The organism is Halorubrum sp. PV6 (assembly GCF_003990725.2).
Lineage (GTDB): Archaea > Halobacteriota > Halobacteria > Halobacteriales > Haloferacaceae > Halorubrum.
In genome coordinates this window covers 264,481-280,689 of record NZ_CP030064.1, presented here as the reverse complement: position 1 = coordinate 280,689, position 16,209 = coordinate 264,481, and the positions used below count along the sequence as shown (strand labels likewise).

At 68.1% G+C, this 16,209-nt stretch carries 14 protein-coding genes; 6 read left to right on the top strand and 8 right to left on the bottom strand.

Annotated features, from left to right (window positions below):
• Positions 1-85 precede the first annotated feature (85 nt).
• Positions 86-541 (bottom strand): hypothetical protein, encoded by a 456-nt coding sequence (locus DOS48_RS15040; protein WP_127116534.1) that lies wholly within the window; start codon positions 539-541, stop codon positions 86-88.
• A 123-nt stretch (positions 542-664) separates the two neighbouring features.
• On the opposite strand from DOS48_RS15040, the gene DOS48_RS15030 reads away from it, so the two are divergent.
• The 5 genes from DOS48_RS15030 (at position 665) to DOS48_RS15010 (ending at position 6,974) form a co-directional block, all read left to right on the top strand.
• Positions 665-2,317, top strand: coding sequence for an ABC transporter substrate-binding protein (locus DOS48_RS15030; RefSeq protein WP_210755391.1), 1,653 nt, complete (start codon positions 665-667; stop codon positions 2,315-2,317).
• A 6-nt stretch (positions 2,318-2,323) separates the two neighbouring features.
• On the top strand, positions 2,324-3,343 hold the full coding sequence (locus tag DOS48_RS15025; RefSeq protein ID WP_127116533.1) for an ABC transporter permease: 1,020 nt from the start codon (positions 2,324-2,326) through the stop codon (positions 3,341-3,343).
• A gap of 76 nt (positions 3,344-3,419) precedes the next feature.
• Positions 3,420-4,439 carry an ABC transporter permease gene (locus tag DOS48_RS15020; protein ID WP_127116532.1) on the top strand — a complete coding sequence of 340 codons (1,020 nt, stop codon included), beginning with the start codon at positions 3,420-3,422 and terminating at the stop codon, positions 4,437-4,439.
• The gene (locus DOS48_RS15015; protein ID WP_127116531.1) at positions 4,436-5,659 is read left to right on the top strand and encodes an ABC transporter ATP-binding protein; all 1,224 of its coding nucleotides are present in this window, start codon (positions 4,436-4,438) and stop codon (positions 5,657-5,659) included. The genes DOS48_RS15020 and DOS48_RS15015 overlap by 4 nt, the downstream gene beginning before the upstream one ends.
• Positions 5,652-6,974 carry an ABC transporter ATP-binding protein gene (locus DOS48_RS15010; protein ID WP_127116530.1) on the top strand — a complete coding sequence of 441 codons (1,323 nt, stop codon included), beginning with the start codon at positions 5,652-5,654 and terminating at the stop codon, positions 6,972-6,974. The genes DOS48_RS15015 and DOS48_RS15010 overlap by 8 nt, the downstream gene beginning before the upstream one ends.
• Before the next feature lie 22 nt (positions 6,975-6,996).
• Here the strand turns inward: DOS48_RS15010 and DOS48_RS15005 are convergent, their stop codons facing one another.
• The 5 genes from DOS48_RS15005 to DOS48_RS14985 form a co-directional block, all read right to left on the bottom strand.
• A complete protein-coding gene (locus DOS48_RS15005; RefSeq protein ID WP_127116529.1) occupies positions 6,997-7,344 on the bottom strand; it encodes a hypothetical protein in 348 nt (115 codons plus the stop codon).
• A gap of 3 nt (positions 7,345-7,347) precedes the next feature.
• Positions 7,348-8,277 carry an ABC transporter permease gene (locus DOS48_RS15000; RefSeq protein WP_127116528.1) on the bottom strand — a complete coding sequence of 310 codons (930 nt, stop codon included), beginning with the start codon at positions 8,275-8,277 and terminating at the stop codon, positions 7,348-7,350.
• Positions 8,274-9,293 (bottom strand): ABC transporter permease, encoded by a 1,020-nt coding sequence (locus tag DOS48_RS14995; RefSeq protein WP_127116527.1) that lies wholly within the window; start codon positions 9,291-9,293, stop codon positions 8,274-8,276. The genes DOS48_RS15000 and DOS48_RS14995 overlap by 4 nt, the downstream gene beginning before the upstream one ends.
• A 22-nt stretch (positions 9,294-9,315) precedes the next feature.
• Positions 9,316-11,040 (bottom strand): ABC transporter substrate-binding protein, encoded by a 1,725-nt coding sequence (locus tag DOS48_RS14990; protein WP_127116526.1) that lies wholly within the window; start codon positions 11,038-11,040, stop codon positions 9,316-9,318.
• 259 nt (positions 11,041-11,299) lie between these two features.
• Positions 11,300-14,002, bottom strand: a complete 2,703-nt coding sequence (locus tag DOS48_RS14985) for a dipeptide ABC transporter ATP-binding protein (protein ID WP_127116525.1) — start codon at positions 14,000-14,002, stop codon at positions 11,300-11,302.
• Positions 14,003-14,108: 106 nt separating this feature from the next.
• Here DOS48_RS14985 and DOS48_RS14980 point away from each other — a divergent pair, with 106 nt between their 5' ends.
• Positions 14,109-14,609, top strand: coding sequence for a hypothetical protein (locus tag DOS48_RS14980; RefSeq protein ID WP_127116524.1), 501 nt, complete (start codon positions 14,109-14,111; stop codon positions 14,607-14,609).
• 28 nt (positions 14,610-14,637) lie between these two features.
• Here the strand turns inward: DOS48_RS14980 and DOS48_RS14975 are convergent, their stop codons facing one another.
• Together DOS48_RS14975 and npdG are read right to left on the bottom strand one after the other, a co-directional pair.
• Complete coding sequence (locus DOS48_RS14975) at positions 14,638-15,480, bottom strand: polyprenyl synthetase family protein (protein ID WP_127116523.1); 843 nt, start codon at positions 15,478-15,480, stop codon at positions 14,638-14,640.
• A 54-nt stretch (positions 15,481-15,534) separates the two neighbouring features.
• On the bottom strand, positions 15,535-16,203 hold the full coding sequence (gene npdG / locus DOS48_RS14970) for an NADPH-dependent F420 reductase (protein ID WP_127116522.1): 669 nt from the start codon (positions 16,201-16,203) through the stop codon (positions 15,535-15,537).
• Positions 16,204-16,209 lie beyond the last annotated feature (6 nt).

Below are 16,209 nucleotides of genomic sequence, written 5' to 3'. Positions count from 1 at the left end.
GGCGAGATCGATACCCACGAACGTGACTGGGGCGCGAGCGCCGACGGCGGCCGCGAGCGGGCGGTCGCGCTGCGTGCGTCTCCCCCTACTCGCTCGGCGCCGCGAAGAAGAGTTCCGGGTCGTCGACGGCGACGTCGACGTGGTCGCGGTCGTCGAGGGGACGAAGGCGAACGACCAGTTCCCCCGCGTCGGTCGCGGCCGTCTCTATCGCCTCGCGGTCCGCGTCGCGCACGAACGTTGGAATGCAGACGGCGAGTTCGGGCGCTGTACACTCCGCGACGACGAGTCGGTAACTGGCGGTCTCGCCCGACGCCGCGTACACCTGGACCGAGTCGACCGTCACCCCGTCGAGGAGAGCGTTCGCCTCGTCGAACTCCGCGCCGGGGAGCAAGACGTGGAGCCGCGCCGCGTCGGGAACCGGGTTCACGTCACCGGGGTGGAGCGCGATCGCATCCCAGCCGCGGTCGCGGTACGCCGCCGCGGTCGCTTCGGTGTCGTCGAACACGCGCTGCCACTGCTCGCCGAGACCGGACCTGCTCATACGGGGACAGCGACGCCGCGCGGGATTAAACCTTCCTCGGCGCGGACGCGAGGGGCGGCGATTCGTGTCACCCATCGGGGAACCACCACAGTTCTTATGTCTCGTGGTGGTATCTGTGAGGATATGTCACAGGACGACGAAAATATGAACCGACGAACGTACCTCACGTACGTCGGCGGCACCGCAGCCGCCGTCGGCGTAGCCGGCTGCACCGGAAACGGCGGCGACGGGAGCGACGGAAGCGATGGCAGCGACGGGAGCGACGGAAGCGATGGCAGCGACGGGAGCGACGGCAGCGACGGAGAGGAACTCCCCGAGCCGGAGACGCGCGAGGAACACCTCCAGCGGGCGAACCTCCGGCTCAACCAGCGCGCCCCGTGGGTCTACCTCAACCGCCAGTACAGCGTGTACGGCATCGCGAGCCGCCTCGAATGGGACGCCCGCCGTGACGAGCGGATCGAGGCGCAGGCCATCTCGGTGGCGGAGGGCGACCCGTCCGTCACGATCACGCAGTCGTCGATGGACTCCGGGCTCGACCCCCACGACCACCGCGAGACGCCGACCGACAACATCGTGATCCAGTCGTACGACGGCGTCCTCGGCCGCAACGCCGACGGCGACGTCATCGACGCGCTCGCGACCGACTACGAGCGACTGGAGGAGGGCCGCGTCCGGTTCGAGATCCGCGACGGCGTCACCTTCCACAACGGCGACACCCTCCAGCCGTCGGACGTCTCGTACAGCATCAACCGCGTCGTCGACGAGAACGTCGGCGGGATCGCGAGCCCGCAGCGGGACCAACTCGCCGGCGTGACGGGCGCCGAGGTCGTCGACGGCGGCGTCGAAGTGATCTCGGACGGGATCAATCCGACCGTCTTCTCGCAGTTCGCCTCGTACTGTAAGGTCGTGCAGGAAGACTGGATCGAGTCGCGGGAGTCCTCGGCGATCAACTCCGACATGAACGGGACCGGCCCGTTCCGGGTCGTCGAGTACGAACAGGACGTGCAGGTGGTGTACGAGGCGTACGAGGACTACTGGGGCGGCACGCCGGAGGTCGAAGAGCTGACGATCCAGGCGGCGAGCGAGTCGAGTACGCGCGTCTCGGAACTTCTCGCCGGCGAGACCGACCTCATCGTCAACGTTCCGCCACAGGAGGTGAGTCGCGTCCGCGACGAGGACACCACGGCGGTCACGGCGGTGCCGAGTACCAGGGTCGTGTTCAACGCCATGCGGTACGACGTGGAGCCGTTCTCCAGTCCCGAGTTCCGACAGGCGATGAACTACGCCATCGACTTAGACAGCATCATCGAGAACATCCTACAGGGGTTCGCCGACGCGACCGGCCAGCCGACCCTCGAAGGGTTCGTCGGAGACAACGAAGACGTCAGCCCGTACCCGCAAGACGTCGAGGAGGCGGAACGGCTGGTCGAGGAGTCCGGCCACGCGGGCGCCGAGATCACCCTCGAAACGCCCGTCGGGCGCTACCTGCGCGACGTACAGATCGCCCAGGCGGTCGCCAGCCAGATCAACGAGCTCTCGAACGTCTCCTGTGACGTCGAGCAGCGCGACTTCGCCTCGCTCGCGGGCGAGGTGACGAGCGGCGAACTGGAGAACTTCCCGCACTTCTACCTGCTCGGCTGGGGGAACACGACCTTCGACGCCAGCCAGACGATCATTCCCCTCCTCACGTCCGACGGGGCGCTCTCCAGCTACCGGGAAGACGAGGAGGTCGACGAACTCATGGCCGAGTCCCAGAACCTGCCGGGCGGAAGCTAAGGCCCGATGGCGCTGGGACGGTTCCTCCTGAAACGCGGGATCCAAGGCGTGCTCGTCGTGTGGGGCGTCGTGACCGCGGTGTTCCTGCTGCGGTTCATCACGCCGGGGAACCCGGTGACGTTCGTCGCCCCGCTGGACGCGAGCGCCGAGCTTCGCGCACAGATAGCCGCGGAGTTGGGCCTCGATCAGCCGCTGTACGTCCAGTACGCCGAGTACATCCTCGGTCTCCTCCAAGGGAACATGGGATTCTCGTACCTCCGGGGGACGGAGGCGAGTACCGTCGTCTTCGCTCGGGTGCCGGCCACGGTCGAACTGGCGGTCGCGGCGACCGTCGTCGCCGTCGTCATCGCGATTCCGCTCGGCGTCATCAGCGCGACGCGTCGGCGCGAGCCGGCCGACTATGGAGCGACGCTGTTCTCGCTGGTCGGCATCTCGACGCCGAACTTCTGGCTCGGGATCATGCTCATCCTGGTGTTGTCGGTGCAGTTCGACCTGTTCCCGACGAGCCGCAGACCGATCGGCTTCGTCGAGACGTTCGGGTTCCTCGTGACCTTCGAGAACGGAATCTCGGTCCCGATGGACGTCGGCGCCTTCCTCGACGGCCTCCGAACGTGGCTGTGGCACATCGCGTTGCCGGCGGTGACGCTCGGGACGTATTTCACCGCCCTCATCACCCGACTCACTCGGAGCGGGATGATAGAGGAGCTCGGACAGCCGTACGTCCGGGCGGCGCGCGCGAAGGGGCTCCCGGAGTCGCTGATCCAGTACAAACACGCGCTACAGAACACGCTCATCCCGATCGTGACGGTTCTGGGGCTCCAGCTGGGGACGCTGATCGGCGGCGCGGTGATCACCGAGTCCGTGTTCTCGTGGCCGGGGCTCGGGACGCTCGTCATCAACTCGATCAACGTCCGCGACTGGCCGCTGATACAGGGGTCGCTGATCGTGATCGGGACGGGGTTCGTGTTGATCAACATCTTCGTCGACGCGCTGTACGCGTATCTCAACCCGCGGGTGGCGCGCTGATGGCGGACCGCCGTCGCTCGCGCCGTGAGACACACGGACTGTCCGGCGCGGTGTGGACAGCCGGGGTGGTCGACCGATGATCGCCCCCCGAACGCGCCGGAACCTCCGGAGCGAACTCTCTCGAAGCCTGCTCGCCAAACTCGGCATCGCAATCGTCGTCGTCATCATCGTGACCGCGCTCTTCGCGCCCCTGTTGGCGCCACACGACCCGGAAGACCAGAACCTCGATAACGCGAACATCCCGCCGATCGGATTCACGGCGACGGAGAACCAAACGAGTACCGAGATGGTCGACGGCGAGGTGCAGATCGTCGAAGAGCAGGTCGCCGTCAACACCACGGCGGAACACCCGCTCGGGACCGACTCGCTCGGCCGCGACGTGCTCTCGCGAACGATGTTCGGGGCGCGCACGTCCCTGCTGGTCGGGCTGTTCGGCACCGCGATCGCCGTCGTCCTCGGCGTCACCGTCGGGATCACGGCCGGCTACTACGGCGGGCGGATCGACGACGCGCTGATGCGGTTTGCCGACGTCATGTTGGCGTTCCCGTCGCTCGTCCTCGCGATCGCGCTCATCGGGCTGTGGGGGCAGGCGTCGCTGCGGATCCCCGACCCGCTGGTCGCCACCGGTATCGCGCCCGAGACGATGCCGGGGGACATCGTGTTGCCGGGGACCGTGATCGTCGTCGTCGCGCTCGTCAACTGGGTGTGGTTCGCCCGCGTCGCGCGGGGCGAGGCGCTCTCGGTCCGCGATCAGGAGTACGTCAAGGCCGCGCGCTCGATGGGCGGCAGCGACCTCCACATCATCCTCAGACACGTGTTGCCGAACAGCCTGACGCCGATCTTAGTGCTCGCGACGATACAGATCGCCGCGATCATCCTCCTCGAGTCGGCGCTGTCGTTCCTCGGCTTCTCCGGGGCACAGCTCTCGTGGGGCTTCGACATCGCGCAGGGGCGGCAGTACCTCTCCTCGTCGTGGTGGATCGCGACCGTCCCCGGCCTCGCCATCGTCGCCGCCGTCGTCGGCATTAATCTGATCGGCGACTGGCTGCGCGACGCCCTCGATCCGGACATCGAGGGGCAGGGGGGTGCGCCGTGACCGACCTGCTTCGCGTCCGCGACCTCTCGACGCGCTTTTTCACCGAGGAGGGGCAGATAAACGCGGTCGAGGGCGTCTCGTTCACCGTCGAGGCCGGCTCCGTCCTCGGCGTCGTCGGCGAGTCCGGCAGCGGGAAGTCCGTCACCGGGCTCTCGCTCATCGATCTGGTCGAGTCGCCGGGGGCGATCACGGGCGGCGAGATCTGGTACAACAACCCCGACCTCGCAGAGCGGGTCGGGGGCGACCAGCCTGAGGCGGTCGACGGCGACTTCGTCGACCTCCGCCGGCTCTCCGAGGCGGAGCGGCGGTCGCTCCGCGGGTCCGCCTTCAGCATGATCTTCCAAGACCCGATGAGCAGTTTCAACCCCGCGCTCACGGTCGGCGAGCAGATCGCCGAGGCGGCGGAGGTACAGCGGCGGGCGAGCGCGAACCCGCGCTCGACGCGAGCGCGGACCCAGGGGTACGGGCTGGGACGCCTGCTCCTCGACAGCGTCCTCCCCGACCGCTCGTACACCACCGAGGCGAGCTGGGACCGCGCGGTCGAGCTGCTCGAACGCGTCGGCATCCCGGACCCCGCCGAGCGCGCGGAGGAGTATCCACACCAGTTCTCCGGCGGGATGTTACAGCGGGCGATGATCGCACAGGCGCTCGCGGGCGATCCGGACCTGCTCGTCGCCGACGAGCCGACGACGGCGCTGGACGTGACCATCCAGGCGCAGATCCTCGACCTGCTGGCCGACCTCCAGGAGACGCTGGATATGAGCGTCGTCCTCATCACCCACAACTTGGGCGTCATCGCCCGCGTCGCCGACCGGGTGAGCGTGATGTACGCCGGCGAGGTGGTCGAGCGCGGGACGCTCGAAGACGTGTTCGACGACCCGGTCCACCCGTACACGAAGGGGTTGTTGGGGTCGGTGCCGGATATCGACCGGCCGGGCGACCGGCTCGAACCCATCGCGGGCAACGTGCCGGACCTCGTCGACGCGAACATGCCCGACCGGTGTTACTTCGCCGACCGCTGTCCGAAGGCCATGACGGACTGTCTCACCCGGCCGCCGGAGTACGAGGTGGGCGACGGCCACCGGGCTCGCTGCGTTCTCGCCGGGCGCGACTACAGCGAGGTCGACGCGGTCCCCGAGGGGCGCCTCGCGAGGCCGGCAGACGCCGCGAGGGGCGCGAGCGACGACCCCACCCCGACCACGGAGGAAAGCGATGACTGACCCGCTCGTCACCGTCGACGGTCTCGAGAAGTACTACTACGAGAACGACACGCTGTTAGACCGGCTGACCGGCGCGGAGCCGGAGGCGGTGCGGGCGGTCGACGGCGTCTCCTTCGAGGTCCGCGAAGGCGAGACGCTCGGCGTCGTCGGCGAGTCCGGGTGCGGGAAATCGACGCTCGCGGAGACGCTGATGCGGCTCCGCGAGCCGACGGGCGGGTCGGTGACGTTCGACGGCGACCCCGTGTTCGACCTCTCCGGCGCCGACATGGACGCGTTCAGGCGACGGGCGCAGGTGATGTTCCAGGACCCGTTCTCCAGTCTCGACCCGCGGATGACCGCCGGCGAGATAATCACGGAGCCGCTCGCGATCCACGGCGTGGGGACCGGGGACGAGCGCCGGCAGCGCGCCGAGTCGCTGCTCGAAGAGGTCGGGCTCTCCGCGGACCAGATCGACCGCTACCCCCACGAGTTCTCCGGCGGTCAGCGCCAGCGCATCGGGTTCGCCCGCGCGCTCGCCATCGATCCAGAGTTCATCGTCCTCGACGAGCCGGTCTCCGCGCTCGACGTGAGCGTGCAGGCGCAGGTGTTGAACCTGCTCGCGGACATGCAGGCGGAACGCGACCTGACGTACCTGTTCATCGCACACGACCTGTCCGTGGTCCGGCACATCTCCGACCGCGTCGCCGTCATGTACCTCGGGAAGGTCGTCGAAGTCGGACCCACGGAGGAGATATTCGAGGACCCGGATCACCCGTACACGAAGGCGCTCTTAGACTCCGTGCCGCGGGCGGAGACCGGCGAGCAGGACCGCACTATCGAGACGATACGCGGCGACGTGCCCTCGCCGCGGAACCCGCCCTCCGGGTGTTCGTTCCGGACCCGGTGCCCGGAGCTGATCCAGCCGCCGGGGCTTTCGATACCGCAGGAGACGTTCCGCGAAATCGGCGAACTGCGCACGCGGATCGAGAACGGCGACATCGACGTCGCCCTCCGGTGGGAACAGGTCGGCGACCCGACCCGCGAGGACCGGGCGGCGTTCGCCGACTCGATTTATACCGAAGCGTTCGACACGGCGCTGCCCGACGCGGACGAGGAGACGGTCCGCGAGGCGATTCGGGCGCTCGCCGAGGGAGAGCGCGAGACCGCGGCGGCGACGCTGCGGGAGCGCTACCAGTCGCCGTGCGAGGCGGTCGAGCCCGCGTTGCCGGCGGGCGACCACCCCGCGGCGTGCCTGCTGGGCGAACAGCCGGACGACGTGGAGGCGGCGCGCGAAGAATGGGAAGCCGACCGCGACGCGCCGGGCGTGGATTTATAAGCGAAGCGTCGGTTCCGACGCGTTAGACGACGGTCCCGACGACCGGCGCAACGATCATCATCCCGGCACCGAAGCCGCCGACGCGCGCCATCGCGCGCCGAGAACGGCGTTCGGTCCAGCCGGACCCGACGTCGAGATGCTCCTGTGCGGCCTCGATCGCTTCTCCGGACGCGACGGACCCGGCCCACCCGAGGAGCGCGAAGCCGAACCAGAAGCCGCCGAACGCGAACGCCAGCTCCGCGGCCGCGAGCGGGACGTACCCCGCGCCGGCGACGAGCCCGCCGACGAGGAGCGGCGTTGCGAGCGCACCGACGACGGCGCCGCCGCCGACGAGCCGCCCGCGCTCACGGACGGCCAGCGCCAGCGACACGGGTTAGTCGACCGCTTCCCGCATCCGGGGGTCGAGTGCGTCTCGCATCCCGTCCCCGAGCAGGTTGAACCCGAGGACGGTCAACGCGAGGAACAGGCCGGGGAAGAACGACCACCACCAGACGCCGGTGAGGAGGCCCTGATTCACGCCGTTCGAGAGCATGAGTCCCCACGAGGGCGTCCCGGCCGACGCGCCGAATCCGAGGAACGACAGCGCCGCCAGGTCGATGATCGCGAGCCCGAAGTTCAGCGTCGATTGGACGGTGATCGGCGCGAGACAGTTCGGCAGCACGTGCCGAACCAGCACTCGCGGGTCGGTGGCGCCGAGCGCGACCGTCGCGTCGATGTACTCGTTTTCTAACACCGTGAGCGCCGCTCCGCGGACGACGCGGGCGAACCGGGGCGTGTACACGAGCGTCAGCGCCGCGACCGCGCGCCACAGGCCGAGTTCGTCCGGGAAGATGGACACGAGCGCGAGCGCCAAGAGCAGCGAGGGGAACGCCAACAGCACGTCCATCGTCCGCATGATCACGTTGTCGGTGATGTCACCGTAGTAGGCGGCGATAATGCCGAGACCGACCCCTAACACGGTCGAGGCGCCGACGGTCACCGTTCCGAACAGCATCGCGTACCACGCGCCGTATCCGACGCGCGGGAGCAGGTCGCGGGCCTGCCCGTCGGTCCCGAACGGGTACCCCAGGCTCGGCGCGGCGCGGTTCGGGTTCGTCCCGAGCTGCGACCGAGAGATGACCTCGAGATCGAGCGTCAGGCGGGCGTACACCGCGATCACGATCATCGCGACGATGATCGCGATCCCGGTCAGCGCGAGGCGGTTCGACAGTAGCTGAGAGAGGAACGGCGAGGCGCGAACGCGGTCGACGATCCCGCGGCTCGTCGTCTCTCCCTCGCCGTCTCTGAGTGTTTCCGTGCTCATTGTTGGATCCTCGGATCGAGGTACGAGTAGGTGATGTCGACGACGAGGTTCACGAGGGTAAACAGGAACGCGAACGTGAGGACAGTCCCCTGCACGATCGGGTAGTCACCGACCTCGATCGCCTCGACGAGGAGCGTCCCGATCCCGCCGATCGCGAACACGGTCTCGGTCAGCACGGCGCCGCCGAGCAGCCCGCCGAACTGGATCCCGATGATCGTAACGACGGGGATCAACGCGTTGCGGAACCCGTGTTTCAGGACGGTTATTTTCGCCCCTTGCCCCTTCGCGCGGGCGGTTCGCATGTAGTCTTGCCTGACGACCTCCAGCATCGACGAGCGCATCATCCGCGAGATGAGCGCCATCGAGTAGACGCCGATGACGATCGACGGCAGGAACATGTGTCTGACCGCCGACCGGAACATCTCCCAGTTGCCGGCGATCAGCGTGTCGATAGTCACCATCCCGGTCACGCTGATCTCGGCGACGTTGTACACCGACGAGATCCGGCCGCTGGTCGGAAGGACGCCGAGGACCTGCGCGAAGAGCAGGATCAGCAGCGGCCCGCTCCAGAAGATCGGGACGCTGATGCCGGCGAGCGCGCCGACACGGGTGGCGTGGTCGGTGAAGGTGTCCTGTTTGACCGCGCTCAGAACGCCGAGCGGGATACCGAACAGGATACCGAACAGCTGCCCGTACAGCGCCAGTTCGAGCGTGACGGGGAGCGTGTTCGAGAGCACTTCCCGGACGGTCGTGTTCCGGTTGATGATGTACGACTCCCCGAAGTCGAACCGAACGACGTTCCCGAGGAAGTCGACGTACTGGACCCATATCGGGTCGTTGAGTCCGAGGTCGGACCGGATGCGCTCGACGAACTCCTGGCTCGCGCGCTCCCCGGCGATGGTGAGCGCCGGGTCTCCCGGCGAGAGGTGGAGCACGGAGAACACCAGCGTCGCCACTCCGATCAGGACCGGGACGAGTAACAGCAGCCGTTTGAGGACGAATCGCTTTGGAAACATCGAGGGTGACTGAAGTGACCGACTACTCCAGCGAGACCAGGTTCAGGTACGGACCGCTGATGGCGGAGACCTGGAACCCGTTGACCCGGCTAGCGACACCCCGAAGCTCTTCGGCGTAGTCCAGGTACACCCACGGCGCCTCGTCGTGAGCGACCTGCATCGCTTCGTTGTACAGCTCCGCGCGCTCGCTTTCCGCGGTCGTCTGCTGGCCCTCTTCGACGAGGTCCATGTACTCCTGGTTCGCCCACGCCGAGCGGTTGCTCGTGTTGTACCCCTCGGTGTCGAAGCTGACCCAGTCCTGTCCCTCGGTGAGTTCGCTGTCGTCGACCTGCGGGTGAAGCAGCACGTACGCGAAGTTGTCCGGGTCGGCGTTGTCGGTGTACCAGCCGAGGAAACACGCGTCGTGACGACCCTGCGCGGTGTACTCGAGGAACGGCGAGAACGACTGCTGGTTGATTTCGACTTCGATGCCGACCTCGCCGAGGTTGGACGCGACCGTCTCGGCCGTCTGGATCGGCGAGGGGTTGTAGCCGCGGGGGTTCTGGAACGTCGCCAGCTCGAAGGAGAAGCCGTCGCCGTAGCCCGCCTCCTCAAGCAGGCTCTGTGCCTTCTCAAGATCGTACGGGTACGGGTCGATGTCGTCGTTGTGTCCCATTACGTTCGGCGGGAGCGGCTGGCTGGCCTGCGTCGCGAACCCGGAGTAGATCTGGTTGACGATCGCTTCCGTGTTGATCGCGTGGCTGACGGCCTGGCGGACGCGACGATCCTGGAACGGCTCGACCGCCGCGATGTTGAACGCCATGTAGCCGATGTTGATCCCCTCGGTGCGGACGAGCTCGACGCCGTCGGCGCCATCGACCTGCTGGGACGACTGCGCGCCGATCCCGTCGATGATGTCGAGTTCGCCGCTCGCGAGCGACTGCGCGCGCGTGGAGTTTTCGCCGACCGTGACGAACACGGCCTCGTCGATCTCCGGGCCCTCGCCCCAGTAGTCGTCGTACGCGGAGAGACGGACCTGCTCGTTGGTGTCGTCGAGCGTGTCGAGCTGGAACGGGCCGGTCCCGACCGCGTTCTCGGAGAGGTCGGTACCGTACTCCTCGATGGCGGCCTCGGAGTGGACCGCGGCCGCGAACATCGCCAGGTTGCGCAGGAACGGCGCGTACGTCTGCGTGAGCTGGATCGTCAGTTCGTAGTCGCCCTCCGTCTGGATCTCGTCGATCCAGCTGCCGAGCGTGAAGGGACCGTACGCGGAGACGTAGTCGTCGCCGCCGTAGTACTCGTACTCCGAGTCGACGAAGCGGCGGTACGTCGCCACGAAGTCCTGCGCGGTGAACTCCTCGCCGTTGTGGAAGGTGACGCCCTCCTTCAGCGTGAGCGTCGCCGTCTGGCCGTCGAGCGAGTAGTCGGAGGCGAGCCCGTCCGTGAGCGTCGACGCGCCCGGCTCGAAGTTGATCAGCGTGTCGTAGATCTGCTCGGTCACCTTCGCGACCTCACCGCTCGTACTGTTCTGGAAGTCCAGCGTCGGCGAGTGGCTCCCCCGGCCGTACCGGAGCAGGGTGGTCTCGCCGCCGTCGGAGCCGTCAGATCCGTCCGAACCGTCCGAGCCATCGGACCCGTCCGAACCGTCAGACCCGTCCGAACCGTCGCCGCCGTTACCGGAACAGCCGGCGAGGCCGACCGTCACTGCGGCGCCACCGGCGGCGCCAAGGAATTTTCTCCGCGAAACGTTTGTGTCTCGGGATGACATGGGTGTATCCTATAGAGTATATAGTATAAACCTACCGAACGGACAGTCGAGACTGTTCTGATAACTGTAATGTCGAATAACGCGAACGCGATCTGCGGATGTCGGCTTCGACGGGGCCACGAAGTCGCTTCGGCCGCCGCTTTTTATGGGCTGTGCGTCGGATACGGTGTGATCAAAGGGGCCCTGCCGATCGGATCCATACGGGTTTGTGACACGTTCTCGCGGCACCCGTGGGCCCCACATATCAGAGCGTCGGAACTTACTCCACGAGGTGACACGCGGCCGGGTGGTCGTCGTCGGGCAGCGTGGGCTCTTCGCGCTCGCAGACGCTCGTGAACGTCTCGGCGAGGACGCTCGCGGCCTCCTCCCACTCGCCGTCGAGGACGAGTCGGATGGCGCGGTCGACGACCTCGCCGGCGCGCCCGTCCGGGTTTCGGTCGAACTGCGCGTCACGGACGGCCTCGACCGCGGCGCGGGAGGCCCCGTCGCCGCCGGCCGCAGCGGTCGCCGCGCCACCGTCGGCCGCGACCTGCCCGGCGTCCGTCCCGTCGAGGATGGTCTCGACGTCGATCCCTTCGCGCTCGACGCGCTGGCGGAAGTCCATGACCTCCCGGTACGTCTCCTGTTCGATGTCGAGGTCGTCCGGCGGGATGACCTTCGGGCACCTGGTGCGGAAGTGACACCCCGAGGGCGGGTCGATCGGCGAGGGGACGTCGCCTTCGAGGATGATTCGGTCGTCGGTGCTCGCGGTCGGGTCCGGTTCGGGAATCGCCGAGAGCAACGCCTGCGTGTACGGGTGTCGCGGGTCCGCGAAGAGTTCGTCCGTGGTCGCCACCTCGACGATTTCGCCGAGGTACATGACGGCGACGCGGTCGGAGATGTGCCGGACCACGGACAGGTCGTGCGCGATGAACAGGTACGTCAGGTCGAACCGGTCTTGCAGGTCCTCCATCAGGTTGAGGATCTGCGCCTGCACGCTCACGTCGAGCGCGGAAACCGGCTCGTCGGCGACGATGAACTCCGGATCGACCGCGAGCGCCCGCGCGATGCCGACGCGCTGGCGCTGGCCGCCGGACATCTCGTGCGGGTAGCGGTCGTACTGTCCGACTTCGAGGCCGACCGCCTCCAGCAGTTGGCGGACGCGGCGCCGGCGCCTGAGCCGGTCGGTGTCGCCCGCGGAGACCGTCACGGAGACCCGCTCTACGTCGCCCGCGTCGGTGCGTTCGACGGTCCCCTCGACGCCGAGGTGTTCGCGCACGTCCACGTCGACCTCGCCGTCAGCGACCGTCACGTCGACGTGGGCCGTCGCCACGCCGCTTCCCGATCCGACGACCGCGTCGATCTCGTCGCCGACGGTCACGTCGACGCGACTGCGGTCGATCCCCGAGACGGTAACCTCTGCCTCGGTCGTCACCGCCGGGTCGCTCTCGGGCAGGTCGTGGATCGACAGCGGCTCCCGGATCGTCTGGCCGACCGTCTGGCGGGGGTCGAGCGACGAGAGCGGGTCCTGGAAGATCATCTGGAGGTTCTTCCGCTGTTCGCGCAGCGCCGACCCGTCGAGGTCGGTGAGGTCGGTCCCGGCGAAGACGACCCGACCGTCCGTCGGCTCGGTGAGGTGCAACAGCGCTCGGCCGGCGGTCGACTTGCCACACCCGGACTCGCCGACGAGCCCCAGCGTCTCGCCGCGGTTGATCGTGAAGTCGATGCCGTCGACGGCTTTCACGCTGCGGTCGTCGGCCCCGAGGACGCGGTCGAGGACGCCGTCGGTCTGGTCGTAGTACTTCTGTAAGCCGTCGATCTCGACGAGCGGCTCGCCGATGGACCGGTCGCGGCCGGGCGCGACGGTGTCGTCGCCGTACTCGTCTTTGTCGAACGACTCCATGATGCATTTCGAGCGGTGGTCGACGTCTTGAGGGCCGTGTTGGAGGTACGGGATCTCGCCGCTCGTACACTCGTCGGTCGCCCACGGACACCGCGCCGCGAAGTGGCAGCCGGCGGGCATATCGATGAGGTCGGGGACGTTCCCCTCGATCGGAGTGAGGCGGTCCTTCTCCTCGCTCGGGAGCGACTCCAAGAGCGTGTACGTGTACGGGTGCGACGGGTTCCCGAATATCTCCTCGACCGGCCCCTCTTCGACGATCTCGCCGGCGTACATCACCGCGACGCGGTCGCACGTCTCGGCCACCACGCCGAGGTCGTGGGTGATCATCAGCACCGACATCCCCAAGTCGCTCTGGAGGTCGTCGATCAGGTCGAGGATCTGCGCTTGGATGGTCACGTCCAGCGCCGTCGTCGGCTCGTCGGCGACGAGCAGCCCCGGCTGACAGGCCAACGCGATCGCGATGAGCACCCGCTGGCGCATGCCGCCGGAGAACTCGTGCGGGTACTCGTCGACCCGCGAGCCGGGCTCCGGAATCCCGACTTCCTCTAACACCTCGATGGTCTCCTGTCGGACCTCCTCGTCCATGTCGCGGCTGATCTTCGGGAGGATCTCGCGGACGGCGTTGAACCACGAGTCCTTGCGACGCCCGCCGTACTGGTGGAGTCTGAGGCTCTCGGCGACCTGATCGCCGACGGTCACCGAGGGGTTGAGCGAGGTCATCGGGTCTTGGAAGATCATGCTCACTTCGCGGCCCCGAACGAACCGGAGCGCCTCCTCCGGCGCGGCGGTGAGGTCGATCGTGTCGCCGTCGACGAAGCGCGACGTGTCGTAGCGCTCGCGGAGTTCGTCGGCGAGGCGGGCGTCCGTGAGTTCGACGGACCCACCCGCAATTTCGCCGGGGTCGTCGACGAGCCCCATCGTCGACAGGGCGGTGACGCTTTTCCCGGAGCCGGACTCGCCGACGAGCCCGACGGTCTCGCCTTCGCGGATCTCCAGGTCAACGCCGTCGACGGCCTTCACCTGTCCCCGCTCCGTCGAGAACTGTGTTCTGAGGTCAGAGAGCGAAAGTAGAGGCGGCATGGGCCGTCATTCCGACCGTCTATCCATATACCTTTGGCTTGCGAGGGCAGCCGGGTCGAGCAAAGGGGAGCGAAGGTTTACCCGCCGCCGGCCGCCTACGGCGTGCATGGACGTCGAAGAGCATCCACTCGCCGACGACGACGACGCGTGGACGACCGTTATCGAAGAGTGTCGCGCGACCGCAGCGGAGTACCGCGAGCGCGGATGGACGGCGTTCGCGCCGGTCCCCGGCGACGTGGTTCCCGTCCCCGCGCCCGGCGACTCGACCGACGAGGCGGTCGGCCTCGACGTGTTGGTGTCGGGCGAGGAGTTCGAGCGGCTCACGGAGCTGGTCGAAGCAGACGGGTTCGACGAGTTCGAGGCGTTTCGCGCGCACGAAAACGGGATCGTCTATCTCACGCTGGTGTTCCGGTCGACGGCGACCGAGGCCGCGCTCTGTCTCCCGCTGTACTACCGGGTCACCGAGGCGGACCGGATGCTCAGCCGCGTTCGGGCCGGCGACGTGATGACGACGTACGTCCACCCGCTGTCCGGGGACGAGCGGATCGAGTTCGACCACGAAGACCCGGTTCCGCTGTTCCCCCCGCAGGACACCGGCGACGCCTAGCTGCGCCGGTTTTACCGCGCCCTCGCGATCACCGCTCGCGCACGACGACGAACTCGGCGAGGTCGCGGAGGTACTCGATCGCCTCCGTCTCCGGGGGGTCGGCCTCCTCCAGCGCGGCTAAGGCGAGGTCTGACTGCTCGCGGGCGCGCTCGTCTATCTCGTCGGGCGTGAGCGAGGTGACCTGTACCACCGAGGGGCGATCCATCTCCGCGTCCTGGCCGGTCGGCTTCCCGAGGTCGTCGGCGTCGGCGGTCGCGTCCAAGACGTCGTCGCGCATCTGGAAGGCGACGCCGACGCGCTCGGCGTACTCCCCGAAGGCGTCGACGGCGTGCGGGTCGGCGCCGCCGGCGATCGCCCCGAGTTCGGCGGCGGCCCGGAACAGGGCGCCGGTCTTCCGCCGCGCGAGCTCCATGTACTCGGCTTCGGTCGTCGGGCGGGCGGCGAGCTCCGTGGCCTCGCCCTCGCCGAGTTCCACCATCGCCTCGGCGACGGTCCGCATCGCGCGCGGCTCGGTCGAAAAGAGCGCGAACGCCTCGCCGAGGAGGCCGTCGCTGGCGATGATAGCCGGACCGTAGCCGTACTCGGACCACGCAGAGGGCGTGCCGCGTCGCACCTCGGAGCGGTCGATGATATCGTCGATCACGAGCGACGCGTTGTGGACGAACTCGATCCCGGCCGCGAAGTCGACGGCCGAATCGGGGTCGCCGTCGAACGCCTCGCAGGCGAGGATCGTCACGGCGGGGCGGACGCGCTTGCCGCCGGCGAGAACGACGTGGCCGACCTCATCGGACAGCTCGTCGGGCTCGATCTCGTCGATAACGGACTCCAGCCGTCCTTCGACCAGTGCGACCCGGCGCTCCAGGTACTCCATCTATTGCCCGGAGGAGCCGGTCGCGCAAAGGCCTAACGGAACGCCGGGGACGGCTCAGCGGAACTGGATGCCGAGGTCGTGGAGCCCGTCGTTGTTCTGAGCGACGTTTATCAGGAGCGGCGTCAGCCCCTCGATCTCGGGCGCGTTGGCGAGGCCGCCGGCGTCGAGGGCGCGTAACCCCTCGATCCCCTCGGCCACGTCGACGACGGTCCGTTTCGCGTCCGCGTCGTCGCCGATCACGAGCGTGTCGATCCCGAGGTCGGCGTCGAGGTTCGCGAGCCGGGCCGCCGCGAGGTTGTGGAACGCGCCGACGACGGCGACGCCCTCCGGCGCGGCGTCCGCGACGATCCGCGTCACGGAGCCCGCGCCGGGCTTGTGGTAGTGGAACCCCTCCTCGTCGCGTTTCATCCCGGTCGCCGGCGAGACGAGCACGTCGCCGGGGTCGAGCGCGTCGGCGACCGCCTCGACCGTGTCACCGACGTGATACGGCGGGACCGCTAACACGACGATCCGGGCCTCGGCGGCGGCAGCGTCGTTCGCGGCGCCGGTCACCTCGGCGTCGAGGCCGCGGGTCTCCAGTTCCGTGGTGTACTCTTCGGCTTTGTTCTCGGCCTTCTCCGCGTCGCGTGACCCGATCGAGACGTGGTGCGGCGTGTCGGCCGCCAGCCGGAGGGCCAACCCCTCGCCGATGTCGCCGGTGCCGCCGAGTATCGCTATCTTCATACGTTC

Excerpts from the sequence above, each read along its gene's own strand:
- DOS48_RS15025 (WP_127116533.1), top strand. The coding sequence starts at position 2,324 with ATGGCGCTGGGACGGTTCCTCCTGAAACGCGGGATCCAAGGCGTGCTC.
- DOS48_RS14990 (WP_127116526.1), bottom strand. The coding sequence starts at position 11,040 with ATGTCATCCCGAGACACAAACGTTTCGCGGAGAAAATTCCTTGGCGCC.
- DOS48_RS14985 (WP_127116525.1), bottom strand. The coding sequence starts at position 14,002 with ATGCCGCCTCTACTTTCGCTCTCTGACCTCAGAACACAGTTCTCGACG.
- DOS48_RS15040 (WP_127116534.1), bottom strand. The coding sequence starts at position 541 with ATGAGCAGGTCCGGTCTCGGCGAGCAGTGGCAGCGCGTGTTCGACGAC.
- DOS48_RS15020 (WP_127116532.1), top strand. The coding sequence starts at position 3,420 with ATGATCGCCCCCCGAACGCGCCGGAACCTCCGGAGCGAACTCTCTCGA.
- DOS48_RS15000 (WP_127116528.1), bottom strand. The coding sequence starts at position 8,277 with ATGAGCACGGAAACACTCAGAGACGGCGAGGGAGAGACGACGAGCCGC.
- DOS48_RS15030 (WP_210755391.1), top strand. The coding sequence starts at position 665 with ATGTCACAGGACGACGAAAATATGAACCGACGAACGTACCTCACGTAC.
- npdG (WP_127116522.1), bottom strand. The coding sequence starts at position 16,203 with ATGAAGATAGCGATACTCGGCGGCACCGGCGACATCGGCGAGGGGTTG.
- DOS48_RS14980 (WP_127116524.1), top strand. The coding sequence starts at position 14,109 with ATGGACGTCGAAGAGCATCCACTCGCCGACGACGACGACGCGTGGACG.
- DOS48_RS15010 (WP_127116530.1), top strand. The coding sequence starts at position 5,652 with ATGACTGACCCGCTCGTCACCGTCGACGGTCTCGAGAAGTACTACTAC.
- DOS48_RS14995 (WP_127116527.1), bottom strand. The coding sequence starts at position 9,293 with ATGTTTCCAAAGCGATTCGTCCTCAAACGGCTGCTGTTACTCGTCCCG.
- DOS48_RS14975 (WP_127116523.1), bottom strand. The coding sequence starts at position 15,480 with ATGGAGTACCTGGAGCGCCGGGTCGCACTGGTCGAAGGACGGCTGGAG.